Source organism: Enterococcus sp. DIV0008, from assembly GCF_050542615.1.
Lineage (GTDB): Bacteria > Bacillota > Bacilli > Lactobacillales > Enterococcaceae > Enterococcus_D > Enterococcus_D innesii.
This window is the reverse complement of record NZ_CP172937.1, coordinates 963,596-987,593: the sequence shown is the minus strand read 5'-3', so window position 1 is coordinate 987,593 and position 23,998 is coordinate 963,596. Positions and strand designations below refer to the sequence as shown.

Annotated in this window: 22 protein-coding genes and 1 tRNA gene; 11 read left to right on the top strand and 12 right to left on the bottom strand. The window is 41.7% G+C overall.

Annotated features, from left to right (window positions below; genetic code table 11):
* Positions 1-73: 73 nt before the first annotated feature.
* A complete protein-coding gene (locus IGI84_RS04640; RefSeq protein WP_220427080.1) occupies positions 74-256 on the top strand; it encodes a YjzD family protein in 183 nt (60 codons plus the stop codon).
* Between the two features lie 48 nt (positions 257-304).
* On the opposite strand, the gene IGI84_RS04635 is transcribed toward IGI84_RS04640, so the two are convergent.
* A complete protein-coding gene (locus tag IGI84_RS04635) occupies positions 305-1,510 on the bottom strand; it encodes a multidrug efflux MFS transporter (protein ID WP_005231893.1) in 1,206 nt (401 codons plus the stop codon).
* A gap of 100 nt (positions 1,511-1,610) precedes the next feature.
* Positions 1,611-3,050, bottom strand: coding sequence for an NCS2 family permease (locus IGI84_RS04630; protein ID WP_142425446.1), 1,440 nt, complete (start codon positions 3,048-3,050; stop codon positions 1,611-1,613).
* 261 nt (positions 3,051-3,311) lie between these two features.
* Between IGI84_RS04630 and IGI84_RS04625 the strand changes: the two genes are divergently transcribed.
* Complete coding sequence (locus IGI84_RS04625; protein ID WP_005229159.1) at positions 3,312-4,115, top strand: Cof-type HAD-IIB family hydrolase; 804 nt, start codon at positions 3,312-3,314, stop codon at positions 4,113-4,115.
* Between the two features lie 53 nt (positions 4,116-4,168).
* Here the strand turns inward: IGI84_RS04625 and asnB are convergent, their stop codons facing one another.
* Entirely contained in the window at positions 4,169-6,064 is a 1,896-nt protein-coding gene (gene asnB, locus IGI84_RS04620) for an asparagine synthase (glutamine-hydrolyzing) (protein WP_220427081.1), read from the bottom strand.
* A 465-nt stretch (positions 6,065-6,529) separates the two neighbouring features.
* On the opposite strand from asnB, the gene IGI84_RS04615 reads away from it, so the two are divergent.
* Positions 6,530-6,679: a hypothetical protein gene (locus IGI84_RS04615; protein ID WP_005229155.1), complete on the top strand. Its 150-nt coding sequence runs from the start codon at positions 6,530-6,532 to the stop codon at positions 6,677-6,679.
* Between the two features lie 59 nt (positions 6,680-6,738).
* Here IGI84_RS04615 and IGI84_RS04610 read toward each other — a convergent pair whose 3' ends face one another.
* Positions 6,739-6,927: a hypothetical protein gene (locus IGI84_RS04610; RefSeq protein WP_077454200.1), complete on the bottom strand. Its 189-nt coding sequence runs from the start codon at positions 6,925-6,927 to the stop codon at positions 6,739-6,741.
* A 228-nt stretch (positions 6,928-7,155) separates the two neighbouring features.
* Between IGI84_RS04610 and IGI84_RS04605 the strand changes: the two genes are divergently transcribed.
* Positions 7,156-7,815, top strand: a complete 660-nt coding sequence (locus IGI84_RS04605) for an Ltp family lipoprotein (RefSeq protein WP_430600844.1) — start codon at positions 7,156-7,158, stop codon at positions 7,813-7,815.
* 203 nt (positions 7,816-8,018) lie between these two features.
* Here IGI84_RS04605 and IGI84_RS04600 read toward each other — a convergent pair.
* Both IGI84_RS04600 and IGI84_RS04595 read right to left on the bottom strand, forming a co-directional pair.
* Positions 8,019-8,106: transfer RNA gene (locus IGI84_RS04600), tRNA-Ser, on the bottom strand.
* Positions 8,107-8,190: 84 nt separating this feature from the next.
* Positions 8,191-8,757, bottom strand: coding sequence for a TetR/AcrR family transcriptional regulator (locus IGI84_RS04595; RefSeq protein ID WP_005237185.1), 567 nt, complete (start codon positions 8,755-8,757; stop codon positions 8,191-8,193).
* Between the two features lie 278 nt (positions 8,758-9,035).
* On the opposite strand from IGI84_RS04595, the gene IGI84_RS04590 reads away from it, so the two are divergent.
* The 4 genes from IGI84_RS04590 to IGI84_RS04575 all read left to right on the top strand — a co-directional run bounded on the left by IGI84_RS04590 (position 9,036) and on the right by IGI84_RS04575 (position 13,022).
* The gene (locus tag IGI84_RS04590; RefSeq protein ID WP_077454202.1) at positions 9,036-9,794 is read left to right on the top strand and encodes a threonine/serine exporter family protein; all 759 of its coding nucleotides are present in this window, start codon (positions 9,036-9,038) and stop codon (positions 9,792-9,794) included.
* Complete coding sequence (locus IGI84_RS04585) at positions 9,791-10,261, top strand: threonine/serine exporter family protein (protein ID WP_077454203.1); 471 nt, start codon at positions 9,791-9,793, stop codon at positions 10,259-10,261. The genes IGI84_RS04590 and IGI84_RS04585 overlap by 4 nt, the downstream gene beginning before the upstream one ends.
* 188 nt (positions 10,262-10,449) lie before the next feature.
* Positions 10,450-11,049 (top strand): TVP38/TMEM64 family protein, encoded by a 600-nt coding sequence (locus IGI84_RS04580; protein ID WP_077454204.1) that lies wholly within the window; start codon positions 10,450-10,452, stop codon positions 11,047-11,049.
* 170 nt (positions 11,050-11,219) lie between these two features.
* A complete protein-coding gene (locus tag IGI84_RS04575; RefSeq protein ID WP_200127430.1) occupies positions 11,220-13,022 on the top strand; it encodes a glycerophosphoryl diester phosphodiesterase membrane domain-containing protein in 1,803 nt (600 codons plus the stop codon).
* Between the two features lie 60 nt (positions 13,023-13,082).
* On the opposite strand, the gene IGI84_RS04570 is transcribed toward IGI84_RS04575, so the two are convergent.
* From IGI84_RS04570 to gdhA, 3 genes are all read right to left on the bottom strand, one after another.
* A complete protein-coding gene (locus IGI84_RS04570) occupies positions 13,083-13,292 on the bottom strand; it encodes a hypothetical protein (protein WP_086292927.1) in 210 nt (69 codons plus the stop codon).
* 352 nt (positions 13,293-13,644) lie between these two features.
* A complete protein-coding gene (locus IGI84_RS04565) occupies positions 13,645-14,991 on the bottom strand; it encodes a glucose-6-phosphate isomerase (protein ID WP_005229134.1) in 1,347 nt (448 codons plus the stop codon).
* A 102-nt stretch (positions 14,992-15,093) separates the two neighbouring features.
* Positions 15,094-16,443, bottom strand: a complete 1,350-nt coding sequence (gene gdhA / locus IGI84_RS04560) for an NADP-specific glutamate dehydrogenase (protein WP_077454207.1) — start codon at positions 16,441-16,443, stop codon at positions 15,094-15,096.
* A gap of 160 nt (positions 16,444-16,603) precedes the next feature.
* Here gdhA and IGI84_RS04555 point away from each other — a divergent pair, with 160 nt between their 5' ends.
* A complete protein-coding gene (locus IGI84_RS04555) occupies positions 16,604-17,866 on the top strand; it encodes an NAD(P)/FAD-dependent oxidoreductase (RefSeq protein WP_096742398.1) in 1,263 nt (420 codons plus the stop codon).
* Between the two features lie 139 nt (positions 17,867-18,005).
* Entirely contained in the window at positions 18,006-19,043 is a 1,038-nt protein-coding gene (locus IGI84_RS04550) for a tagatose 1,6-diphosphate aldolase (RefSeq protein ID WP_220427084.1), read from the top strand.
* A 55-nt stretch (positions 19,044-19,098) separates the two neighbouring features.
* On the opposite strand, the gene ybaK is transcribed toward IGI84_RS04550, so the two are convergent.
* Genes ybaK through IGI84_RS04535 form a run of 3 tightly spaced genes read right to left on the bottom strand, consistent with a single transcriptional unit; the run spans position 19,099 to position 21,568 of the window.
* The gene (ybaK, locus tag IGI84_RS04545) at positions 19,099-19,590 is read right to left on the bottom strand and encodes a Cys-tRNA(Pro) deacylase (RefSeq protein ID WP_220427085.1); all 492 of its coding nucleotides are present in this window, start codon (positions 19,588-19,590) and stop codon (positions 19,099-19,101) included.
* Positions 19,591-19,640: 50 nt separating this feature from the next.
* The gene (aroD, locus tag IGI84_RS04540; protein ID WP_081119498.1) at positions 19,641-20,393 is read right to left on the bottom strand and encodes a type I 3-dehydroquinate dehydratase; all 753 of its coding nucleotides are present in this window, start codon (positions 20,391-20,393) and stop codon (positions 19,641-19,643) included.
* A 5-nt stretch (positions 20,394-20,398) separates the two neighbouring features.
* Positions 20,399-21,568 (bottom strand): class I SAM-dependent rRNA methyltransferase, encoded by a 1,170-nt coding sequence (locus IGI84_RS04535; protein ID WP_430600842.1) that lies wholly within the window; start codon positions 21,566-21,568, stop codon positions 20,399-20,401.
* Between the two features lie 237 nt (positions 21,569-21,805).
* Here IGI84_RS04535 and IGI84_RS04530 point away from each other — a divergent pair, with 237 nt between their 5' ends.
* Positions 21,806-23,890: an LTA synthase family protein gene (locus IGI84_RS04530; RefSeq protein ID WP_430600957.1), complete on the top strand. Its 2,085-nt coding sequence runs from the start codon at positions 21,806-21,808 to the stop codon at positions 23,888-23,890.
* Positions 23,891-23,998 lie beyond the last annotated feature (108 nt).

Here is a 23,998-nt window from a genome sequence, read left to right as displayed (position 1 = left end):
AAAATCTTTACAATAAATATTTTTGTGATAAACTAAAGTCGAAATGGAAGATACGCAGAAAAGAGGTGTCGTCATGCGTTACCTAGTCACTTTATTTTGGACTTTTGTATTAGGTCAAGTCGTTGGCTATCTAGGCAGCTCACTTGCTGGAGCAACTTATGATTTTCAATTAACTTCAATCATCTCTTTGGTCGCAGGTGTGGTGATCATTCTTGTTGGTATTATCGCACCAGCGCCTGAAAAGACAAGCCATTAAAAAAAAAACCAGTTACCTTTATTGTAACTGGTTTTTTTTTCTTTTCAACTATTCACTGATGTCCGTTTTACGCAAGCTTTTACGGAAATTAAATCCTGAGATAAAAATATTGATCAGTACAAACCCGCTAGTTACCCAAAAGACGGCGGGATAACCAAAGCCAGCTGCCACCGTTGAGCCGACCATCGGACCTAACACTTGTCCAAAGTTAGAGAACATTTGGTTGTAGCTGTAGATGCGGCTGACCCCTTCCATCGGGGTGATCTTGCTGATCAGTGTGTTGATCGACGGCATCAACGCACCTGTCGAAAAACCAAGCAAGAAGCGCAGCACGCCCAACTGAAACGGTGTGGAGACAAAGCCCATCGGAATGAAACAGAAAAATGACAGCAATAAACCGCCTAACAATACCTTGTGATTGCCGTAACGATCACCGATTTTGCCTAAAAATGGCGAAGAGATGATTGCCGAAACACCAGCAACAGAGACGATCAATCCGCTGACAAACAAAATATTGCCACTGTTCCCGCTTAGATCACGAATATACAATGTAAGGATCGGGCTGATACTCGTTACACCTAGCTGTAAAATCAGTGACGTAATAAACAAACCGACAAGCAACTGCATATTTTTGATTTGACCAAAAATTTCTTTGATGGACAGCAGATCGCCCTTTTCAACCGGCTCAAAATCTTCTTGAACGAGAAAAATCGTGAGCAAGAGCGTAATTAGCAACACAACACCAGTAATGATAAAAACATTTTTCATGCCGAACCATTGCGCCAACGCCCCACCCATGGAAGGACCAATCAAATTCCCTGCGATGGCTCCTGTAGCCAATGTCCCAAGCGCCCAACCGCTTTTTTCTCGAGGCGCCTGCGAAGCGATCAACGCAGTCGCATTTGGAATATACCCCGATAAAATTCCGGTAAAGAAACGCATGATCAATAACCAATAGACATTCGGTACAAAAGCCAAAGAACCCATCGTCACTGTCATCCCCGCAGCCGCGCGAATCATCATTAAACGACGACCTTTTTGGTCTGCTAGATTTCCCCAAACTGGAGCAATGATAGCCGCCGCAAACGCCGTTACTGAGATTGCTAATCCAGAAAACAACTCAATTTGACTCTCTGGAGCGCCTAACTCTTCTATATATAAGGGAATGAATGGCATGACAAGACTAAAACTGGCACCCGTAAAAAAACAACCTACCCATGAAATCAGTAGATTTCGTTTCCAATCAATCTTCATTTACAAACCTTCTTTCACAAATACTATACCGTATCGTGAGTAATAATCAAATAAAAAATCTTTCTGCATTTAAAATACAGAAAGATTTTCTTCATTAAACTTAACTGATCAAAGCCAAAATGACAAAGTTTAGGATAAACAACGCATTGACGACCCAGATGATCGGAGACACTTCGTTGGCTTTTCCTTTCACTACTTTCACTAAGGCATAGAAAATGAAACCAACAGCGATCCCGTTGGAAATACTGTAAGACAAGCCCATAAAAATAGATGCAAAGAAAGCGGGAACTGCTTCTTCTAGATCAGTCCACTTGATGTCTGCAAAAGAAGCCATCATCATTACCCCAACTAAGATCAACGCCGGTGCTGTCGCTTGTGCGGGAACGATTGAGATCAGTGGAGAAAAGATACTGCTGATCGCAAAGAGTGCTGCCACCACAACGGAAGTCAAGCCCGTGCGTCCACCAGCACCGATGCCAGCTGCTGATTCCACATAAGTCGTTGTATTTGAGGTCCCTACGATGGCCCCTACAGACGTGGCTACGGCATCTGCAAAAAGAGCCTTATCCATCTTCGTATTCAACCCGTTACTGTTTTCAACCGCTTCTTCATCTTTTTTCGAAAAGATCCCTGTACGACGTCCAGTCCCGATAAAGGTACCGATCGTATCAAAGACATCTGATAAACTAAACGCCAAAATCGTCATGATTACTTGAGGGATTTTGGCAGAATCACTGAATAATGAGCCCATTCCTTCAGAGCCAAACGCAGCCCCAAAGGTGATGCCTAGTTCGCTGATCGAGCTACCTAATGAATTTCCGTGCCAATCAATGGCACTTAAATCCACCACACCCATCAAAATACCGATGATCGTCGTTCCTAAAATACCAAAAATAATTGCCCCACGAACATTTTTCACTACTAACAAAGTAGTGATTACTAAACCAATCACTGCTAACAAAACAGGTGCATTATTGAAATTCGCCAAAGCTGGGACGATCCCCCCATTAAAATTGGCACTCACAATCGTCTCACCGTCAACAACTGAACCAGTCACTGCGGCAGTGTCTGCACTGAAGTTTAGCAAGTTGGCATTTTTGATCCCTACATAAGCCACAAAGATCCCGATCCCGCCACCGATTGCGTGCTGCATGCTTTCTGGAATCGCATGGATGATCATTTTTCTGATTCGAGTGACCGTGATAAAAATGTTGATCAAGCCGCAGATGAAAACCATCGCTAATGCTTGCTGCCACGTATAGCCCAAACCAAAAACAACGGTAAAGGTGAAGAATGCATTAAGTCCCATTCCAGGCGCTTGCGCGTAAGGCACATTTGCAAATAAGCCCATGATCAGGGTACCAATCACTGAAGCGATGATCGTTGCTAAGAAAACAGCTTGAAACGGCATGCCTGCAGCAGATAAAATCGTCGGATTCACAAACAAAATATAACTCATCGCGAAGAAGGTGGTGACCCCGGCCATCACTTCTGTTGAAACCGTCGTTTTATTCTCCTTTAATTTGAAAAACTTTTCCATGTTATGTTTCACTCCTGAACTTTAATCGTTTCTATGAAAAGAAAAAATGAATAATTGCGCTTTTCATCGAACAATTACAAATTATAAGGGAATAATTTTCGCTTTTCAAACCTTTTTCCGAATAAAACGAACCAAAAACGTTTAATGTTCGTGTTTTGCTTTGTAAATATTATGAAAACTTATCGAAAACTTACTTGTATTGTGAAATGACAGAAATATGTTACACTTAAGCCACTAGTATAAGAGAATGGAGCGAGTCTTTTGAAACCAAAAATCATCGCCATTGATTTAGATGGCACAACCTTAAATACTGAATCCCAACTTTCCCCTCGCACACGTGAGGTACTGGTTCGCGCCACCAAAGCGGGACACTTTGTTACCATCGCTACCGGAAGACCTTTTCGGATGAGCGATCAATTCTATAAAGAATTGGCGCTCACAACACCAATGGTCAATTTTAACGGTGGGTTGGTCCATAAACCTCGACAAGTATGGGCAAATGAAATGGAGCACTCGATCTCTCGAGAAATTGCGTTTGAACTCATGGCACAAAAAGAGCAGCTGGGGCTGACGTTTGTGGCAGCAGAAAATCGCGAAACCTTTTTCATCGATGACCTAAGCGGATTTGATCAACACTTTTTCTTTTCGGGCAATGCTTCCGAAAAAAATCTATTAGCAAATTTAAAAACGGATCCCACTTCATTACTGGTGAAAACCGAAAATGAATTAGCAGAATCTGTTTCTTTACGTATCAAGGATCAATTTGACGATGCAGTCGATGTTCGAACATGGGGCGGGCCTCAAGCCATCTTAGAGATCGTACCAAAAGGAGTCCATAAAGCACTTGGTCTTTCGGTGATCGCGGATTCTTTGTCTTTGGATCGACAAGATATCATCGCTTTTGGTGATGAACACAACGATTTGGAGATGCTGGATTATGCGGGTTGGGGCGTTGCCATGGCGAATGGCACGCAACAATTAAAATCGATCGCCAATGATGTTACCGACAAAACCAATGCGGAAGATGGCATGGTCGATTACTTGGAAAAATATTTAGGTCTATAAAAAAAGCCGATGCGGGATGTCCGCGTCAGCTTTTTTTTGCTTCCATATTCAAATCAAAGTGTTTCATAAACGATTTCTTTGGCTTCGGGAATCGATTCATCAATAAAGAACACTTTGTACCAGGTCAAGAACGTAAAGATCGTCCAGATTTTTCGCTGAAGATTCGGTTTTCCTTGGCGATGGTCTTCAAGCATTTGTAAAATTGCTGTTTGATCGAAGAAGGTTGCCGCAAAGTCTGACTCAAAAAGTGCTTTGACTGCTTCATACCCGGTTCCTTCTTTCAGCCATGCCTTGATAGGTACAGGAAAGCCTAGTTTTTCACGGTTTGCCCATTCTTTTGGCAAATGACGGTTTGACGCTTGTCGGAACACATCTTTCGTGTTGTTTTGATTGATCAAATATTTCGTCGGGATTGTTTGCGCCAATTTTTGCATCTCGATATCCAATAAAGGAACCCGTAATTCCAAGGAACTCGCCATGGACATTTTGTCTGCTTTTAACAAGATATCCTTCGGCATCCACTGATGAAGATCCAAATATTGCATCTTATTGACCTCGTCTTTGAGACCATTGACTTTCTCATAATGAGGCGCAACGATTTCAGCAACAGAGGGTCCTTTTTGATACGTTGGTTTTAAAAGCTGTAGTGCTTCCTCTTCTTCAAAGACCAGGGCTTGCCCGATAAAGAAGTCTTGGGCAGGTGCCGTTGCTTCATAAAGATGAATTCGACCATGGAAGTTTTTCATTTTGCCGATTTGACGTCCCAAACGAAAGCGGATGTTTTGCGGCAATTTTTTCAATCCTTGGGCAAAAACGCGGACCGCTTTAGAGTTTGTGTGGAAGCCATAGGCAGCATAACCAGCAAATAATTCATCTGCCCCTTCCCCAGATTGAACGACTCGCACTTGCTGTGCTGCCAGATTGGCTAAAAAGTACAAAGGGACACAGCTTGGGTTAGAATCTGGTTCGTCCAAGTGATACTGAATCAACGGAAATGCCTCAAAGGACATTTCACCATCAATAACTGCTGCTGTGTTGTTCAAACCGAGTTTTTCCGTCAATTTGCGGGCTTCGATCGCTTCGTTGTAGGTTTTGTCATCAAACCCAATTGAAAATGAGTGATCTGGGCGCAAGACCGAGGCCACATAACTTGAATCGACACCACTGGATAAAAATGAGCCGACTTCAACATCACTGATTTGATGAGCGGCAATCGATTCTTGGACTGCTTGATCGATTTTGTCGACCCATTCTTCTCTTGAATGATTTTCTTTCACTGAAAAATCTGCATCCCAATACTGCTTGATCGTCAATCCTTGTTCATTAAACAAATAATAATGCCCTTCTTGCAAACGATGAACGCCTTTAAAGAAGGTTTCTCCGTTCAAGGGCGAGTATTGGAAGGTCAAATAAGGTTTCAACGCCTCTTGGTTCAACTCTTTCTTGAAATCTGGATGAGGCAAAAAGCTCTTGATTTCAGAACCAAACAGGAAACTGCCGTTCATTTGCGCATAGTAATACGGTTTGATGCCAAAGTGATCCCGCGCGCCGAAAAGCTCTTGTTTTTGAGTATCCCAGATGGCAAACGCAAACATTCCCCGCAGGCGCTGCAACACATCAATGCCCCACTCTTCATAGCCATGTAAGACTACTTCGGTATCCGCATGGGTAGAAAAGACATGACCTGCTTGGATCAATTCCTCCCGCAATACTTGAAAGTTGTAAATTTCACCATTAAAAATGATTACTTTTGTTTGATCCTCATTAAAAATTGGTTGTGAGCCACCTTCTAAGTCGATGATCGATAAACGACGAAACCCTAATGCCACTCGGTCGTCGGTAAATTTCCCTGAACTGTTTGGTCCGCGATGAACGATCCGGTCCATCATGCGTTCAATAATGATTTCTTTTTGATCTTTTGAATTGACAAAGCCGACAATTCCGCACATATTTTCACATCCGTTTTCATAATCCATTTTCATTTTTCTAAAGTAAATCATACCATAGAATTCAAGAGATACGATCTCTTTTTCAAAAAAATACAATCAATATATTTTTGCACAAAACACAATTTGAAGATAAACCTTATGATATCAAGGTTTCCAATCATCTCATACTCTCAATCTTACAAATTTGTTATCTAAGAAAATAGCTATCCTCAAAATTCTTAAGAAATTTTTTATGAATTCTATTTTTCTGAAAATATACAAAGATACTTTTCCCGAATTTACTGACTCCAGCAAACTTCTTTTGCTTCCATTCTCAGCATTGATTTCCTGAAAATAATCAGTCAGATTTTTTCGTTTGATAGTTTTATTGGACTATTGTGAAAAAAAGTGTTATTCTAACTATGGAATTTCGTTATCAACTAACCGTTGCCTTTCAATGACAAGTTTTAAGAAAGGAGAATGACTATGACATTCTATAACACAGATCTACAATATCGTGTAACTCTGGATACCAAATTGAATTTATTTATCGTTTTCGATAAAAAAGATGCGAATCATTTTGCGACTGGAATTACGATCGAGCAAGCTGTACAAGAATTGAAAAAAACTGCATAAGGAGTTTATCCAAATGAAGGATACCGATTCGTACTGAAAGCACCTCGCTAAGGAAATAATTAGCTAGGTGCTTTCTTGTTTTTTGGCTCGCTTTTATCTTTTTCAGTATCCGTTTCTTGCTTTTGACCGCTTTGCTGTTCATCTAGCTGTAAGATTTCATCAACAGATCCTTGCGTAATAAATTTGCTCAATCCCTGTGCCGCAACTTTTGTGTAACGCATAAAGTAATCTTTTTCTTCAAAATCCATCTTCTTCCCTCCTACTGATACAACTGTACTTTCAGTTCGTTTACCAGCGATTTCACCAGTAATTCTTGAGCATCACTTCTTTAATACATATGAATGATCCATTAATAGCATACACGTTACAGTTGTCAAATCATTCTTTTCCTCTGTTCATGAAAAGACAAATCTGTTTTCTGATTCCAGACATAGTACTATTAACTTTAGGAAACTGTTTTATTAGGGGGGATGCTTATGGCTACATTTTTCGCTGGTTTGTTTTTTATCGGTTTGATTGGTTTCATTTTTGGCATTATCTTATTTTATATTGGGTTGATAACTCAAAAAAACAAACGAGATCGGAATGTTTTGATCATTGTCGCTTCGGCTTTTTTCACCTTGTTTTCTTACGGTGGATTGTCCTTCTACCAAGATGTGACGTCTTTCGATAGCATCACTGCGCAATTAAGCCCTTCATTACGTAACGAAGCAAGAAAAAATGAATCCTTTGTCGATGCCGCTGCTTCCATGGAACAACCACAAGGAGAACAAACAGCTGGCAAGAAAGAAGCAAGTAGCGCGCAACAAGAAGAACCCGCGAATAACGAGCAACATACACCTCAGCTTTCCCGGGAACAAAGAAATGCACTGAATCGTGCAGAAAGATACTTATCCAGCAGCGCGTTTTCTCAGTCGAGCGTGAAACGCCAACTACTCTATGAAGACTTTTCTGAGAGCGCCGCAGACTTTGCCGTAGCCACCGTGAATGCCGATTGGAATGAGCAAGCATTGAAAAAAGCGCTTCGCTACTCGCAAAATTTATCCTTATCAGATGAGCGTGTGAGGAACCAACTTTCCTATGAAGGCTTTACTTCTGAACAAATTGAATACGCCTTAACACGTTTGCCCGATTGATTCTTTTCGTTTGTTGTAGAGGACCACAAGCAAAAAGGGGTTCAGCGAATTAGTGTATTTCTGTTGATTTCCCGATTGAGTGTAAACTGAGGTTTTTTCAGATGGTTATCGATCAAGCTCGGCAGTCAATTATCTTCTCTGCCCATAACAAACAAAAAAGCCTATCTCGAAAGATAGGCTAAACGCTCTAAAGCGTTGGTATAAGGAGAGTACAGGATTTGAACCTGCGCGCCGGGATGAACCGGGTCGGCGGATTTCGAGTCCGCTGCATTACCACTCTGCCAACTCTCCATAACAGTTATTTTCGCTAGTTTCACAAAAAATGTCAAGAAAAATCTGCATCCAAAATAGAAATGGATACAGATTTTTTATTCTTTAATCGAAAATATAGTTTTCTTTCTTTTCGATTACGCCTTCGATCGTCTCGTTGATGATTTTGATGATTTGGTCATCGGTGGGTGTGATGATACCCGCCGACATTAAGGAAGCCAAACCAGTCACAACGATCCATGCGCCATTATGTAGTGCATTTATCGCATCTTCGGATAGATCTGCATATTTTTCTTCTGATTTGATCAAGGATTTGAAATAGGTGGATGAAAAATCATGCATCAATTTCCCACCGCCATAATCATCGATAAAAAGGGCGATGTAGAGATTGTGCTGCTCTTGCGCGAAGCGTATATAATTCAGGCCTAAATCAACAAGTTTGTCTCCTGTTCGAACAACTGGAAAAACATTTTCCGATAAATCTTTGAAAACAGCCTCTACCAAAGTATTTTTTAAGTCCTGCATATTTTCGAACTCAAGATAAATTGGTTGAGTAGAAATTCCCATGTGCTTAGCGATATTCCGTGCCGTAAAGTTGCCAAAACCTTCTCTATTGATCAGTTCATAAGCGGCCTTCAAAATGTGTTCTCTTGTATAGACCTTCCTTCGCATCAATAAATCCCCCTTTTTTTATTTATTTAATTGTAACCGAGTTATTCATTTTTTTAAAATAAAACACTCCATCCGTTATCTTATTTCTATTCACTTTGTTCATTAAACATGAATCTTTACGAATAAAGAGAAGTGCCTCTCCTTTCACTTATCACAAAAAATCCTGCGTATAGGTTGCTAGTTATTTTTCAAATCTACTTTTCTTTCTTGTTGAAAACTCGCTGAAATTGTACACTAAGATTGTAGTGCGCAAATTCGATTGAAAAAGGGGTTTGGAAATGGCTGAATCAAAAGAGCTATTATTGGAGACCTGCTTATTAGCAGGAAAAATCATGATGGAAAACGGCTCGGAAGTCTATCGAGTAGAAGATACAATGAATCGAATTGCAGCCAACGCTGGGGAGCAAGGTAGTATTAGTTATGTAACAGCAACTGGTCTTTTTATGGGTTTGCGCAGCAGTCACTATGCGCAAGTAGAAAATGTCCATGATCGAGTCATCAATCTCGAAAAAATCGTTGCCGTTAACGGACTCTCTCGTGCTTATGCAGAAAAGAAAATTTCTTTAGCGGAACTGCACGAGGCATTAAAAAAGGTCAATCCGACAACACCAAGTTTCCCCTACTGGCTGCAGGTCCTTAGTGCTGGTGTAGTCAGCAGTACCTTAATGATTATTTTCGGCGGTGCTTGGTTTGACTTTCTACCGACCTTCATTATTGGCTGTCTGGGATTTTTATGCGCGTATTGGGTCAAGAAAGTGATCGATATCCGCTTTTTGGATATGTTTTGCGCCTCTTTACTAATCGGTACTTTGTCTGTCTTAGCGGTCTCCCTTCATGTCGCACAAAACGTCGATAATTTGATTATCGGTGCCGTCATGCCCTTAGTTCCTGGTGTAGCGATCACCAATTCCTTTCGCGATATCTTGGCGGGCCATCTCATCAGCGGAACCGCCCGAGGTACTGAAGCCATTTTCACAGCTGCCGCGATCGGTGTCGGCATCGCCACGGTCTTCACCTTATTTGGAGGGATCTCATGACGATTTTTATTCACCTTTCCTTCAGCTTTTTAAGCACCGTGACCTTTGGCATTTTGACTAATATTCCTAAAAGAGCTTTGGTTGCCACAGGCATTGCCGGAACCGTTGGCTGGATGATCTATTGGTCATTAAAAACGATTGGCTATGGTTTAGGTAGCGCCAACTTTTTAGCCGCATTTGCTGTCGGTTGCGTCAGCATCTTTTTTTCCCGCAGAAAAAAAATGCCTATGATCATTTTTAACATTCCTAGTCTCGTTCCCCTCGTACCGGGTGGACCTGCCTATAAAGCCGTTCGAGAATTTGCTTTAGGAGACAACTTTGTCGGCTTTGAAAATCTGATGATCGTGGTTATCACTGCTGGGGCGATCGCCGGAGGCTTCATGATGACGAGTGTGGTTGAAAAGATCGTCAATCGTTGGCAAGTGAAGCGCACAAAAAAACGTCACCCAGATAAAAAAGCCTCCTAAAACTAATGGCGTGCCGAAACTATAAATTTTTCTTATTTCAGACTTTGGTACAATGTTTTCTTTGCGGACTTCTCTTATAATAAAGGCATACCTTACAAAACTGTTTGACGTTTGTCATTTGTTTTACTGGATTTTTCTGGTCTCACCCCGTATAGTGAGATTATGAAACAAAAAGGAGATGAAGTCCTGTGAGCATAGCAACTTCTCGTCGTATCATTAATACGATTTCTATTATTGGCTTAGGTTTATCTATCGCATTAACGATCTATTTTATCAATCTAGGTGTTTTCAAAGACATTAATGCCTTACGAGGTCTAGTTGGAAATTCTGTTATCTTAGGACCAATCGTCTTTATCCTATTGCAGATCTTGCAAGTCGTGATCCCAATCATTCCCGGTGGTGTCTCCAGCGCTGCAGGTGTTTTGATTTTCGGTCCTTACCTAGGATTCGTTTATAACTATGTAGGAATCAGTATTGGTTCTGTCATTATTTTCCTGCTTGGCCGACGATACGGTAAACCATTCATTTTAAGTATGATCAGTGACAAAACTTACGATAAATACATTGGCTGGTTAGATAACCAAAGCCGATTTGAAAAACTTTTCGCCCTTGCGATCTTTCTACCGGTTGCCCCAGATGATGCCCTTTGTCTTATGGCTGGATTGACCAACATGTCCGTTAAGAAGTTTACGTTGATTATTTTATTAGCAAAACCTGCCTCAATTTTCTTGTACAGTATGGCATTGATTTATGGTGGGACATTCTTAACTGGTTTGTTAGGCGGATAAGAATTAGAGTAAGAAAAGCGATCAATTTATTGAGCCGAATGTGAAGGAGCTACGTTTGAGACAGGATCTATGCCTGTGACGAACTTGCTGCTAAACTGTTCGGCTTTTTTACCGCCTTTACCTTTATTACCCAGAGAACTAAAATACTTACTATTGTTAGGATGACAACCATGAATTATTTAAAAAACAGCTTCATCAACACTTGGGATTTTTTGAAAGACAGCAACGCCTACTTCCGTGATGTCTTATTGATGCACGGTGCCTTGTTGTTCTTAGTAATTCCCATATTAACTTCTTCCACCAAATTCGTTCTAAGACGGGGAGGCTTACCTTACCTTTCATTCGACAATATCGGGAGTATTTTTACAGATCATCCTGTCGTATTGCTTTCACTAACAGTGATTTTGCTTTTGATCTTATTAGCCGTCTTTTTTGAGTTTACATTCTTGTTGCTGAGTGTTTATTTTATCAAAAAGAAACAACCCATAAGCCTGCGCCAATTGTTACGGATGACTGTTTTGCAGTTGCGAAAATTACGGCCGATGACCTTTTTATTTTTCCTCTTTTACTTCTTACTGATTCTACCCATCGGTGGGTTGAGCTTTAATTCGGATTTACTCGCAAAAATCAAAATCCCTGCCTTTATCATGGATTTCATTTTTGCCAACCGTGTCGTAATCATCGGAGCAGTGCTCTTGATCTATGTCTTGTTGATCTATTTAGGAATTCGCGTGATTTTTGCCTTGCCAGAAATGATTTTGCGTGATTTGCCTTTTCGAAAAGCGATCAAAGAAAGCCTTCAAGTGACTAAACGCCGCTTTTTTGCTATCGTTGGTCAGTTTGTTTTTATTAGTGGTAGCATCTTATTGATCACGACACTTAGCTTTACTTTGCTGATCACGATTCAAGCAGTAATCGAAGCTGTTGCACCGAATTATGCCTTGTATAGTGCTGTTTTTATTATGACTTTCTTACAGTTTATTTTGTTACTGAATGTCATTTTATCGACCGTAGCTATTTTTTATATCATCGTTGATTTCATGGATGACGAAGGTTTTTTACCAGAGATTCCTTCCTGGTTCCACCAAGAACCATTGAACCAGCGTCATTTCTTAGGTCTAAAAAGTTCCTTGTTTACCTTGGTAACGGTGCTTTTCGGTGTCGGTGTTAGTCTATATAATATGAACTATCTGACTTCAGCTGCTTCGATTCATCCGGTAACGATCTCCCATCGAGGGGTAAGCGACGGACAAGGGGTCCAAAATTCTCTTGAAGCACTACGCTTTACTAGTGAGAAGTATCACCCGGATTATGTTGAAATGGACGTCCAGCAAACAAGTGATGGTCATTTTATTGTCTATCATGATTTTTCTTACCGCCAACTAACCGGCGGCAAAGGAAAACCAGAACAATTACCCTTGAGCTATGCCGAATCACTGACAGTTTCGGAAAACAACCAGACAGCCCGTATTCCAACTTTTGACGAGTACTTGGCGCTTGCCAACCAATTGGATCAAAAACTGCTGGTGGAGATCAAAACTCAGCAAAAAGATACTGCGCAGCTCGTAGATGACTTCTTAGAACGATACCAAGAGGATTTAGTTGCAAATGAGCATATTATGCAAAGCCTCTCCTATACAGTTGTTGAAGAATTAAAGGATAAAGCACCTGAATTGACGTCAGGATACATCATGCCCTTCAATGTCGTTGGCCCACCACTGACTAGTGCCGATTTTCTGACAATGGAATACAGTACGATCAACCGCAACTTCATCGCTTCTGCCCGGACTGACGGCAAGGAAGTGTTCGTTTGGACCCCCAATGATGCGGATACCATCAGCCGGATGCGTTTTTACGGTGTGGACGGGATCATTACCGACCAGATGGGGATTTTAAATGAAGAGTTGAGTGTGACGGAAGAAGACATGACTTATTCAGACAAACTATTGAACTTTGTGATCGGTGTTGGCTGATCTCACACGAAGAAAAATGCTGCTCACGGTAATCCGTGGAGCAGCATTTTTACTCTTTTGTTAAGCAACATTGGTTTGTGTAAAAATTTTATTGAAGCTGACGATCATCCGACGATTACAAGCTTCTACTTGTACTTGATCTTCTTCTTCACAACTTGAAACGACGATCAACGCCGTATTTACGTATAGTTTTTCCACCACACCGATCACAGGCTTACTCGCCCCTACTGGTCGGCAGACATATTTTTCACCAATCGTAATATTCTCCATATCCTCACCTCAACCGTTTTCTTTCTTAAAGATATAATAACAAAAAAGCATCAAAATGAAAACGGTTTATTTCCGTTCATCACGCATTTGTCACCAAGAAATGACAGTTTCGTTCGTTGAAACCCACTGCTTTGTTCGTGTCACTTAATAGAATTCATTTTATACTAAAGAAAATCAAAAGGAGATGAGTCAAATGCCAATTATTCAAACCTGTATCTTTGGACTATTGTCTGCTGCGTTGCTTTGGGGATTAAAAGAAGACCGCTGATTTTTTGGATTACTGATTTGTTATTAAATAAAATAAAAACGCCTTGAGCCGATCAGAACTGGCTCGAGGCGTTTCTTTATCTTATTATAGACGTTCGTTCAATTCTTTTGCAAGATCTTCGAAACCTGGTTTGCCAAGTAAGGCGAACATGTTTTTCTTGTAAGCTTCAACTCCTGGTTGGTCAAATGGGTTCACGCCATTTAAGTAGCCAGAAATTCCTACAGCGATCTCAAAGAAGTACATCGTGTACCCTAACGTGTAAGCATCCATTGTAGGGATTTTTACTAACAGATTTGGTACATCTCCATCTGTATGGGCAAGTAACGTTCCTTCAAAGGCTTTCGTATTAACAAAATCAACTTCTTTTCCTTCTAAGTAGCCAAGACCATCAAGATCGGCTTCTTGTGTAGGGATCGCGATTGATTTGCGTGGTTTTTCAACTTTTACGACGGTTTCAAAGATATTGCGACGGCCTTCTTGGATGTATTGACCAAGAGAATGCAAATCTGTTGAGAAGTTTGCACTTGAAGGATAGATCCCTTTTTGGTCTTTTCCTTCAGACTCGCCGAATAATTGTTTCCACCATTCTGAGAAGTATTGCATGCCTGGTTCGTAGTTGATCAGCAATTCGGTTACTTTGCCTTTGCGATAAAGGATGTTACGCATTGCTGCATATTGATACGCTTCATTTTTTTCAAGGTCGTCACTTGCGTAAGCATCGCTAGCATCTGCTGCCCCTTGCATCAAGGCATCGATATCCGCTCCGCTGGCAGCGATTGGCAATAAACCAACAGCAGTCAATACAGAGAAACGGCCGCCGACGTCATCTGGAATCACAAAAGTTTCCCAGTTTTCAGCATCTGCTTCAACTTTTACTGCACCTTTCGCTTTATCCGTTGTTGCGTAGATCCGTTTGTTGGCTTCTTCTTTGCCGTATTTTTCAATCAAACGTTCTTTGAAAACACGGAAAGCGATCGCTGGTTCAGTAGTAGTTCCTGATTTTGAGATCACATTCACAGAGAAGTCACGGTCACCAATGATTTCGATCAAATCTGCTAAGTAAGTTGAAGAAATTGAATTACCGGCAAAAAAGATTTGTGGTGCTTTGCGTTCTTCATTTGGTAACAAGTTAAAGAAAGAATGATTTAAGAAATCAATCGCTGCTTTCGCTCCTAAATAAGATCCGCCGATCCCGATCACGACTAGTACTTCAGAATCAGATTGAATTTTTTCAGCCGCTTTTTTGATACGCGCAAATTCATCTTTGTCATAATTTTTAGGAAGGTCGATCCAACCTAGAAAGTCGCTACCAGCACCTGTTCCTTCGCGTAATTGTTTGTCTGCTGCTGTAACTTGACTTTGCATGTAGCTCAATTCGTATTCGTTTACGAATGGTGCTACTTTCGAATAGTCAAACTTGATGTGTGACATGATTTGTCCTCCTTGAAAAAATAGTTTTTCATACACTACCTACTTTACGTTTTTTTTCAACTTTTTTCAAGTAATTCCTGATAGGTAGCCTGTTGGGTGATTTTAGACAAGTCCTTGAGCAAACATTGCTTTAGCAACTTTTTCAAAGCCTGCGACGTTCGCACCTAACATAAAATTATTTTTTTGATCGAAGGTTTCAGCAGTATCACGGCATGCTTCATAGATCGACTTCATGATATCGTCCAATTTGGCATCGACTTCAGCTTTTTCCCATTGCAGTCGTTGGGAGTTTTGACTCATTTCTAACGCAGAAACGGCTACGCCGCCAGCATTGGCTGCTTTTCCTGGACAGTAGAAAATTCCTTCTTCAATAAAATATTCTGCTGCTTCTAATGAGCTAGGCATATTCGCGCCTTCAGAAACGACCCGAACACCATTGGCTTTTGCACGTTTGGCTTGTGAGAGATTAATCTCGTTTTGGGTCGCGCAAGGAAAGGCTAATTCCGCTGGTGTATCAAAATCCCAGACAGATGCCCCTTCATGATATTCTGCTGATGGACGTTCTTTCGCATAAGCCGTCAGACGTTCGCGCTTCACTTCTTTGATTTCTTTTAATAAGGCCAGATCAATGCCGTCTTTGTCATAAATAAAACCAGAGGAATCAGAACAGGTGACAGGGATCGCACCTAATTCTTGCAACTTCTCAATTGCATAAATCGCAACATTGCCGCTTCCAGAAACGATCGCTTTTTTGCCTTCAAAGGTTTCACCTAGGTCTGTCAATAAATGCTTAACGAAATAAACAGCACCATAACCCGTTGCTTCTGTGCGGTTTTTACTGCCCCAAAAGTCTAATGGCTTACCAGTTAAAATACCGGCATCGTATTGTTTCAATCGTTTGTAGGCACCAAATAAATAGCCGATTTCCCGTCCTCCGACACCAATGTCGCCAGCAGGAACATCTAAGTCAGGTCCGATATGTTTTGACAGCTCCGTCATAAAGCTTTGGCAAAAACGCATCACTTCGGCATCTGATTTGCCTTTTGGATCAAAATCACTTCCGCCTTTGCCGCCGCCGATCGGCAGACCTGTCAAGCTGTTTTTGAAGATTTGCTCAAACGCCAAAAACTTCAAGATACTCAAGTTGACACTTGGGTGAAAACGCAAGCCGCCTTTGTAAGGCCCCATTGCCGAGTTGAATTGAATCCGATAGCCACGGTTTACTTGCCAGTTGCCTTGATCGTCTTGCCATGGGACTCTGAATTGGATAAAACGTTCTGGTTCAGTTAAGAGTGCAAGGATATTTGATTCAATATATTCTGGATGCTCCTCTAAAAAGGGAACGATCGTAGGCAAAAATTCGTCAATTGCTTGAAGAAATTCCGGTTGGTGTTGGTCTTTCTCGTGAATCTTCGCTTGAATTTCTTTCACGTAAGCTGAAGCTTTGGTCATAGTGCATTACCTCCTTTAAGATATTTTCTATTTTAAAGAAATTTTCTGAAATTGCACGCTTTTTTTTAGAATTGTCAGAATTTTTTATCATTCGAAAAAAATCGACCAATCCTTTCAGCAGTCGTAGCCGATGTGTTACAATCCCAAAGAGGTGAAAAGAATGGAAAAAACCTATGATGTCATTGTTGTGGGTGCAGGTACGAGCGGCATGATGGCTGCGATCACTGCTGCCAAACAAGGTGCTAGGGTCTTATTAATCGAAAAAAACAAAAAAATCGGCAAGAAATTATTGATGACTGGCGGCGGACGCTGCAATGTGACCAATAATCGGCCGGTAGATGATTTAGTTGCTCATATTCCGGGAAACGGCAAATTTTTGTATAGCACGTTTTCCCAATTCAATAATTATGATGTAATGGCGTTTTTCGCTGACTTGGGGGTCGTCTTAAAAGAAGAAGACCACGGACGGATGTTCCCTGTGACGAACAAATCAAAAACGATCGTCGAAGCGTTACTTCAAGCAATCAACGATCATCACGTCACCCTGTTGACGAACACGGCCGTAACCAAGTTGATCCATGACGGCAGTCAAATTCGCGGTGTGCGAACCGAAACCGATGAGTTCTCTGCCCCTAGTGTGATTCTGACGACAGGAGGCCGCACCTATCCTTCCACGGGCGCAACGGGGGACGGCTATAAGATGGCAAAAAAAGTCGGCCATACCATTACGCCGCTTTATCCAACCGAATCGCCGCTTGTTTCAGAAGAATCCTTTATTCAAGAGCGGACGTTGCAAGGCATTTCCTTGCAAGACATCACGTTGAGTGTCTTGGATCAAAAAGGAAAGCCTATTGTCGCCCATACGATGGATCTTTTGTTTACCCACTTTGGATTATCTGGTCCAGCTGCTTTGCGCTGTTCCTCCTTCGTAAATCAAGAATTGAAAAAGCAACAACCCGTAACGGTTGCTCTGGATTGTCTGCCAGCAAAATCTCATGAAGCCTTGACCCAAGAATTGATTCAGTCTGCGGCTTCGAAGAAACAATTGCCGAATGCTTTAGCTGGCTTTTTGCCTGAGCGCTTGATGACCTTCTTTTTGCAGCAGCTAGACCTGCATGAGCTGGTTGCTGAAAAAGCCTCACCAGAACAGTTGGCGGCGCTCGCTTCCTTGATCAAAGGCTTTTCAATCACCATTGTCCGCACGTTCCCATTAGAAAAATCCTTCGTGACGGGCGGCGGGGTCCATCTGAAAGAAATCAATCCAAAAACCATGGAGAGCAAGAAAATCAATGGCTTGTATTTTGCTGGTGAATTATTGGATATCAATGGGTATACAGGTGGTTTCAACATTACAGCAGCGTTTTGTACTGGACATGTCTCCGGAAAAAATGCAGCAGAAACAGCGAGTTATTTCAGTTATTAATCAACGATCCAGGTGTTGGCAGCAATATCCTTGCCCGTTGCTGTCAACACCTGGGTCTCCCCCTCTTTTTGCTTATTAGTTGGGTTTTTCTCAAAGTAGGCGTAGACTAAAGATAGCAAGATCGAGGGAGGTTTTTTTAATGAAACGAATTTCAAGAGGTAAATTTGAACGAATGCAAAAACTTTCAAATGAGGATGGTGTGATTGCCGCACTAGCGATCGACCAACGTGGTTCCATGAAAAAAATGATGAAGGCAGCAACTGGACCGGATGACTTTACGATGGAACACATTTATGAATTCAAGCAGTTGGTTTCCCAAGAATTGACCAAATATGTCAGCAGTATTTTGTTAGATGAGGAATATGGCTTCTTAGGGATCGAAGCAAAGAATCCCAATGCTGGCTTGATCCTTTCCTATGAAAAAACAGGCTATGATGTCAACACGCCGGGTCGTTTGCCAGAAATTCTACCCAATGAATCGTTGCAGCGCCTGGTGAAAAAAGGGGCAGATGCTGCGAAAGTCTTGGTTTATTATAATCCAGATGAACCTCAAGAGATTTTAGATACCAAACATGCGTTTTTGGAGCGTTTAGGTACGGAGGCGCAGGCGGCCGATATTCCGTTATTTGTGGAACCAATCGTCTATGATGATGCGATCACAGATGACAAATCACCTGCTTTTGCCAAGATCAAACCGAGCAAGGTCATCCGAACCATTCAGGAATTGACGAAAGATCACTACCATATCGATATTTTGAAAGTCGAAGTACCGGTTCAGTTCGACTTAGTGGAAGGCTTCCAAAAAGAAGGCTTAGAGGCCGTTTATACGCAAGAAGAAGCCGCCGATTACTTCAAAGAAGCCAGTGACGCCGCGACGCGTCCATTCATCTATTTGAGTGCGGGAGTTCCAGCGAATGTCTTTCGCGATGAATTGACCTTTGCTGGTCAACATGGTGCCAAATTCTCAGGAATCTTAGGTGGTCGAGCAACTTGGCGCGATAGTGTCGAAATTTATGGGAAGCAAGGCGCCAAAGCGTTATTGGAATGGCTGGACACCCAAGGAAAAGAAAATGTTGAAGAATTAAACGCCATTCTAAAACAATATGCCACTCCGTGGTTTGACTTTTATGGTGGTTTAGAAAATATTGAGGTTTTCGATATTGAGGTCATGGAATAAAACAGCACAAAAAAATCCCCGTGAGCGTCATCTCTAGATGGTTCACGGGGATTTTTTATTCGTGTTCAGTTGCCAACAAATCGGCAAAGACCGCCTTTGTCAATTGTTGCAACGCGTGGGGGTCAAGCCCCATCTGCAACCCGCGCTTTCCTGCAGAAACCACGATTTCTTCCAGTGTCTGCGCCCCACGATCAATATAAGTAGGAAAGAGCTTTTTCATCCCGATCGGCGAACAGCCGCCGCGAATATAGCCAGTCGTCTCTTCTAAATCTCTCAGATGCAGCATCTCTACTTTTTTGTTTCCACTGACTTTGGCTAACTTTTTCAGATCCACTTCTCTATTTCCAGGAATCACAGCCACCAGCGGTCCTGTTTTGTTGCCCACTGCCACCAGTGTTTTGTAGATAGCTTGCGGGCGTGCTAGTTGCGCAGCGACGGATTGCGCATCGAGATGATCTTCCGACCACTCATAGGTGTATTCGTTATAGGCGATTTTCTGTTGTTCTACTTGACGAATCGCATTGGTTTTTTGTTTCTTCTTCGCCATTTTATCCCTCTTTTGTTTTGGTTTCTTCTAAGAGAAGGCCTTGGCTGGTCTTACTCATTGAGTGAAAATTCTTGTAAGTAGTTGGTCATTCGTTCGATCGGTATTTGTCCAGGTGCTGATGCCCCTTGCAACGAAGCAAAAGTAAAGACCGAACCAGTCAATGCCCCACTAACACGGCTGATTTTCCCCAGCTCCCCCATCGACATGATCGCCAACGGCAGTTGGTTGAAGCCACGAGCTTTAGTAATGATCCCCATTAAACGTAAAACGTCTTGGACTTGCTTGGGCATCATCGCTAACTTGCCAACATCGGCACCAAATTGATTCATTACGCCGATCTTTAAAATCAACACCGCATCTTCTGGCGTTTTCTCAAAATCATGATTGCTCAGTATCAGCTTTACCTGTGCCTTTTTGATTTCTTGAATAAAGCCGCGACCTAAAAATTCAGCTTTCTCTAATTCGATATCGATCCAATCGATCAAGCCTGAATCAGCAGCAGCTAAACACAATTCTTTGTATTGGGTCAACGTGAACGGCCGCTCGCCCCCTTCTTCTATGGTTCGAAAAGTAAAAAGTAGCTCTTTTGATTTTAAAGTCGTGCGAATATGAGACAATGCATCTAAGACCGCTTGTTGATCGTCTGCATGTTTGTAATGGTCAACGCGCCATTCAATGATCTGTGCTTCTGATTCCTCAGCAGCAAGGGCTTGTTTTAAAATTTCCTCATTGGTTTTTCCAATCAATGGGACACAAATCAGGGGTGTTTTCCCATCTAACGTTACTGGTTTTGATCGGCTCATCTCCTTCACTCCTTTTTCATTTGATAAAAGAATACTTTCAGATAATTACCTTCTGGAAAGTGCTTATCTACCGCAAAATCAGCTGGTAGACGATAACTTTGAATACATTCATAAGGAACATGTGCTTTCTCTAATGACGCTTCGATCATTTCTTGAAACTTCTTCGAGGACAGATTGGCCGCATTCGTTGAGGCGATCAATAAACCATCTGGCGCTAAAATCTCCAAGCTATCTGTGACTAAATCGCCATAGTTTTTTGCAACCGAGAAGACTTTTTTCTTGTTGCGGGCAAAACTCGGCGGATCTAAGACGATCACATCAAAGCGCAAGTCTTTTTTGCGGGCATAATTGAAGTAATTGAAGACATCCATGACATGGATACGCTGGGTATCTGGATTAATGCCATTAACTGAAAATTGTTCGCGGGTCTTTTCCAAACTGCGTTTTGCCAAATCAACACTCGTGGTCTGAGTAGCCCCACCGACAGCAGCAGCGACAGAAAACGCCCCCGTATAACTGAACATATTTAAAACAGACTTGCCAGCTGCCAAACCATCGACGAGTTGGCCACGAACTTCTTTTTGATCCAAAAAGATACCCGTCATTAGTCCTTCGTTCAAATACGTCGCATACGTGACGCCATTTTCTTTCACCAGTAAGGGTTCAGGCGCCGTTTCCCCATAGACCCATGCTGATTCAGGCAGTTCAGACGCAAAGCGGATTTTTTCATAAGCCCCTTTGATTTCGGGAAAGATTTGACGAAAAGCCGCCACGATCGCTTTTTTATGTTGATAAAGGGTGGCATTGTACCAAGAAAAAACGACATACTCGCCATACAAATCTACGGTAAGTCCCCCCAATTGATCCCCCTCGCCATTAAAAAGACGAAACGCATCTGTCAGTTCATCTTGATAATACGCACTACGCTTGCCTTTTGCTTTTGCAAAGCGTTGCGCAAAGAATGCTTGGTCGATCACTGTTTCTTCAAAGGATACGACCCATCCGATCCCTTTGTTTTGTTCACCTAGATAGCCGATACCTAAAAATTGGTTGGCCTGATCAGTAAAGGTGACCCACTCCTTTGTCTCGATTGCTTGTTGAAGATCTTCTCGTTGGATCAACGGATTCTTTTTGCGAAGCTTCGCTGATCCTTGCTTCGTTAGTTTTATTTTCATGTTCATCTGCTCCATTCATTCTCCTTTTTAGTATAGCAAAAAGCGACTGTATTGTCTGTATTCTTGAAAGTAAAGAAATACTTAATTCCGCGTCATGACAAGGAATTCATTTGACACGTCTTTCCCAGCCTAGTAAAATGTACTGTGATGTAAAATCGTAATGTACCGGTTATACTGGAAAAAGAGAGGACGATTCCTTTGAAAAAAAATAAAGTATCCACCTTTGTGAATACAAGAATGGGCTTTTTTTTCCTATTAGCCCTATTATTTTGGCTAAAAAATATCTTTGCCTATATGGTGGACTTCCACCTAGGGATTGAAAGCAGCATTCAGTACTTCATCTTATTCATCAATCCGATCGCAACGACCTTATTACTGCTGTCGATCGCATTGTACGTAAGAAGAACCAAAGCAGCTTATATCACGATGCTTGTGATTTATTTCTTGATGACCTTGCTGTTGTTCTCCAATGTTTCATACTATCGAGAATTCACTGACTTTATCACCATCAACACGATGCTTGGTGTTGGAAAAGTGGCAAGTGGTCTAGGAGAAAGCGCGATTCGCTTGTTCCGTCCCTACGATGTGTTGTATTTCATTGACTTTATCGTGCTGATTGCAGCCTTTTCAATGAAGAAAATCAAAATGGACACTCGTCCTGTGCGGGCACGGATGGCTTTTGCGATCTCAACCTTAGCTGTTATGGTCTTTTCTGCCAATCTTTTCTTAGCAGAAGCGGATCGTCCTGAATTGCTTACTCGAACGTTTTCTCGTGACTATTTAGTCAAATATCTTGGGATCAATGCCTTTACGGTTTATGATGGGGTACAAACTTATCAAGCTTCGCAAGTACGTGCCGAAGCGAGTCCCAACGACATGAACGAAGTAGAGAGCTATGTTAAAGAACATTACGCAGAACCAAATGATGATCTGTTTGGTATCGCAAAAGGCAAGAATGTCATTTATATTCACTTAGAAAGTGTTCAGCAATTCTTGATCGATTATAAATTGAAAGATGAAGATGGCGTGGAACATGAAGTCATGCCGTTTATCAATAGTTTATACCATAGCGATAGTACCTTTAGTTTTGATAATTTCTTCCACCAAGTAAAAGCTGGGAAGACCAGTGATGCCGAAACATTATTCGAAAATTCCCTGTTTGGATTGAATCAAGGAGCGTTATTCACTCAACTGGGTGGGAAAAACACCTTTGAAGCAGCACCAGATATTTTAGGTCAAACGCAAGGCTATACCAGTGCCGTTTTCCACGGAAATACGGGTACCTTCTGGAACCGAAATGAAACTTACAAACGGTTTGGCTATGATTATTTCTTTGACGCTTCTTATTATGATGTCAATGATGAAAATTCATTCCAATACGGGTTGCATGACAAACCGTTCTTTGAACAATCGGTACAATACTTAGAACGTCTACAACAACCGTTCTATTCAAAATTCATTGCGGTTTCTAACCACTACCCTTATTCTGAATTTACCAATGAAGAAGGCGGCTTCCCGCTAGCGAACACTTCTGATCAAACGATCAATGGCTATTTCGCAACCGCGAATTATTTGGATAAAGCCGTGGAAGAGTTCTTCAATTACTTGAAAGAAAGTGGCTTGTACGAAAACTCAGTCATCGTTTTATATGGTGACCATTACGGAATTTCAAATTCTCGTAACCGTAACTTAGCAGAATTGCTTGGAAAAACAAGTTCTACGTGGACAAACTTTGACAATGCGTCGTTACAACGTGTCCCTTATATGATTCATATTCCAGGACAATCAAATGGCGGCATCAATCATACGTATGGCGGTCAAGTTGATGCATTGCCGACCCTATTGCACTTACTGGGTGTGGATACATCGAACTATATTCAACTGGGACAAGATTTATTCTCTGATCAAAATGAACAACTGATTGCCTTCCGTGATGGCGACTTTGTGACACCAGACTACACTTACTATAGCAGTACATTGTATGACAATCGTACCGGCATGCCGATCAACGATCCATCCGATGAATTGCAAGCCAAAGTCGATGAATGGAAAGCCAAAGTCGACAAACAGCTTTCGGTTTCTGATCAGATCAACAATGGTGATCTCTTACGTTTCTACGCGAAGAGCGGTCTAGAAGAAGTTGATCCTTCGACCTATAATTACAAAGATGCCCTTCAGCAAATGATGGATATCGAAAAGAATCTAGGCAGTGATTCAACCAGTGTCTTTTCTCAAAACGGGAATCAATCGACCGTCGATCTGTACCAAACAAAAACCTTCCAAGAATACCAGCAGATGATGGAACAAGATAGCGGCGAGTGAAGTAAGAACAACCAATGATCAATCCAGCAAGGCGCCTGCCTTGCTGGATTTTTTGCGCTATTTGTTAGGAAAACGTCGAACTTTCTCGCCACTTTTTTAGCTTCGATA

Excerpts from the sequence above, each read along its gene's own strand:
- IGI84_RS04640 (WP_220427080.1), top strand. The coding sequence starts at position 74 with ATGCGTTACCTAGTCACTTTATTTTGGACTTTTGTATTAGGTCAAGTC.
- IGI84_RS04635 (WP_005231893.1), bottom strand. The coding sequence starts at position 1,510 with ATGAAGATTGATTGGAAACGAAATCTACTGATTTCATGGGTAGGTTGT.
- IGI84_RS04630 (WP_142425446.1), bottom strand. The coding sequence starts at position 3,050 with ATGGAAAAGTTTTTCAAATTAAAGGAGAATAAAACGACGGTTTCAACA.
- asnB (WP_220427081.1), bottom strand. The coding sequence starts at position 6,064 with ATGTGCGGAATTGTCGGCTTTGTCAATTCAAAAGATCAAAAAGAAATC.
- IGI84_RS04615 (WP_005229155.1), top strand. The coding sequence starts at position 6,530 with ATGACATTCTATAACACAGATCTACAATATCGTGTAACTCTGGATACC.
- IGI84_RS04610 (WP_077454200.1), bottom strand. The coding sequence starts at position 6,927 with ATGGATTTTGAAGAAAAAGATTACTTTATGCGTTACACAAAAGTTGCG.
- IGI84_RS04605 (WP_430600844.1), top strand. The coding sequence starts at position 7,156 with ATGGCTACATTTTTCGCTGGTTTGTTTTTTATCGGTTTGATTGGTTTC.
- IGI84_RS04595 (WP_005237185.1), bottom strand. The coding sequence starts at position 8,757 with ATGCGAAGGAAGGTCTATACAAGAGAACACATTTTGAAGGCCGCTTAT.
- IGI84_RS04590 (WP_077454202.1), top strand. The coding sequence starts at position 9,036 with ATGGCTGAATCAAAAGAGCTATTATTGGAGACCTGCTTATTAGCAGGA.
- IGI84_RS04585 (WP_077454203.1), top strand. The coding sequence starts at position 9,791 with ATGACGATTTTTATTCACCTTTCCTTCAGCTTTTTAAGCACCGTGACC.
- IGI84_RS04575 (WP_200127430.1), top strand. The coding sequence starts at position 11,220 with ATGAATTATTTAAAAAACAGCTTCATCAACACTTGGGATTTTTTGAAA.
- IGI84_RS04570 (WP_086292927.1), bottom strand. The coding sequence starts at position 13,292 with ATGGAGAATATTACGATTGGTGAAAAATATGTCTGCCGACCAGTAGGG.
- IGI84_RS04565 (WP_005229134.1), bottom strand. The coding sequence starts at position 14,991 with ATGTCACACATCAAGTTTGACTATTCGAAAGTAGCACCATTCGTAAAC.
- gdhA (WP_077454207.1), bottom strand. The coding sequence starts at position 16,443 with ATGACCAAAGCTTCAGCTTACGTGAAAGAAATTCAAGCGAAGATTCAC.
- IGI84_RS04555 (WP_096742398.1), top strand. The coding sequence starts at position 16,604 with ATGGAAAAAACCTATGATGTCATTGTTGTGGGTGCAGGTACGAGCGGC.
- IGI84_RS04550 (WP_220427084.1), top strand. The coding sequence starts at position 18,006 with ATGAAACGAATTTCAAGAGGTAAATTTGAACGAATGCAAAAACTTTCA.
- ybaK (WP_220427085.1), bottom strand. The coding sequence starts at position 19,590 with ATGGCGAAGAAGAAACAAAAAACCAATGCGATTCGTCAAGTAGAACAA.
- aroD (WP_081119498.1), bottom strand. The coding sequence starts at position 20,393 with ATGAGCCGATCAAAACCAGTAACGTTAGATGGGAAAACACCCCTGATT.
- IGI84_RS04535 (WP_430600842.1), bottom strand. The coding sequence starts at position 21,568 with ATGAAAATAAAACTAACGAAGCAAGGATCAGCGAAGCTTCGCAAAAAG.
- IGI84_RS04530 (WP_430600957.1), top strand. The coding sequence starts at position 21,806 with ATGGGCTTTTTTTTCCTATTAGCCCTATTATTTTGGCTAAAAAATATC.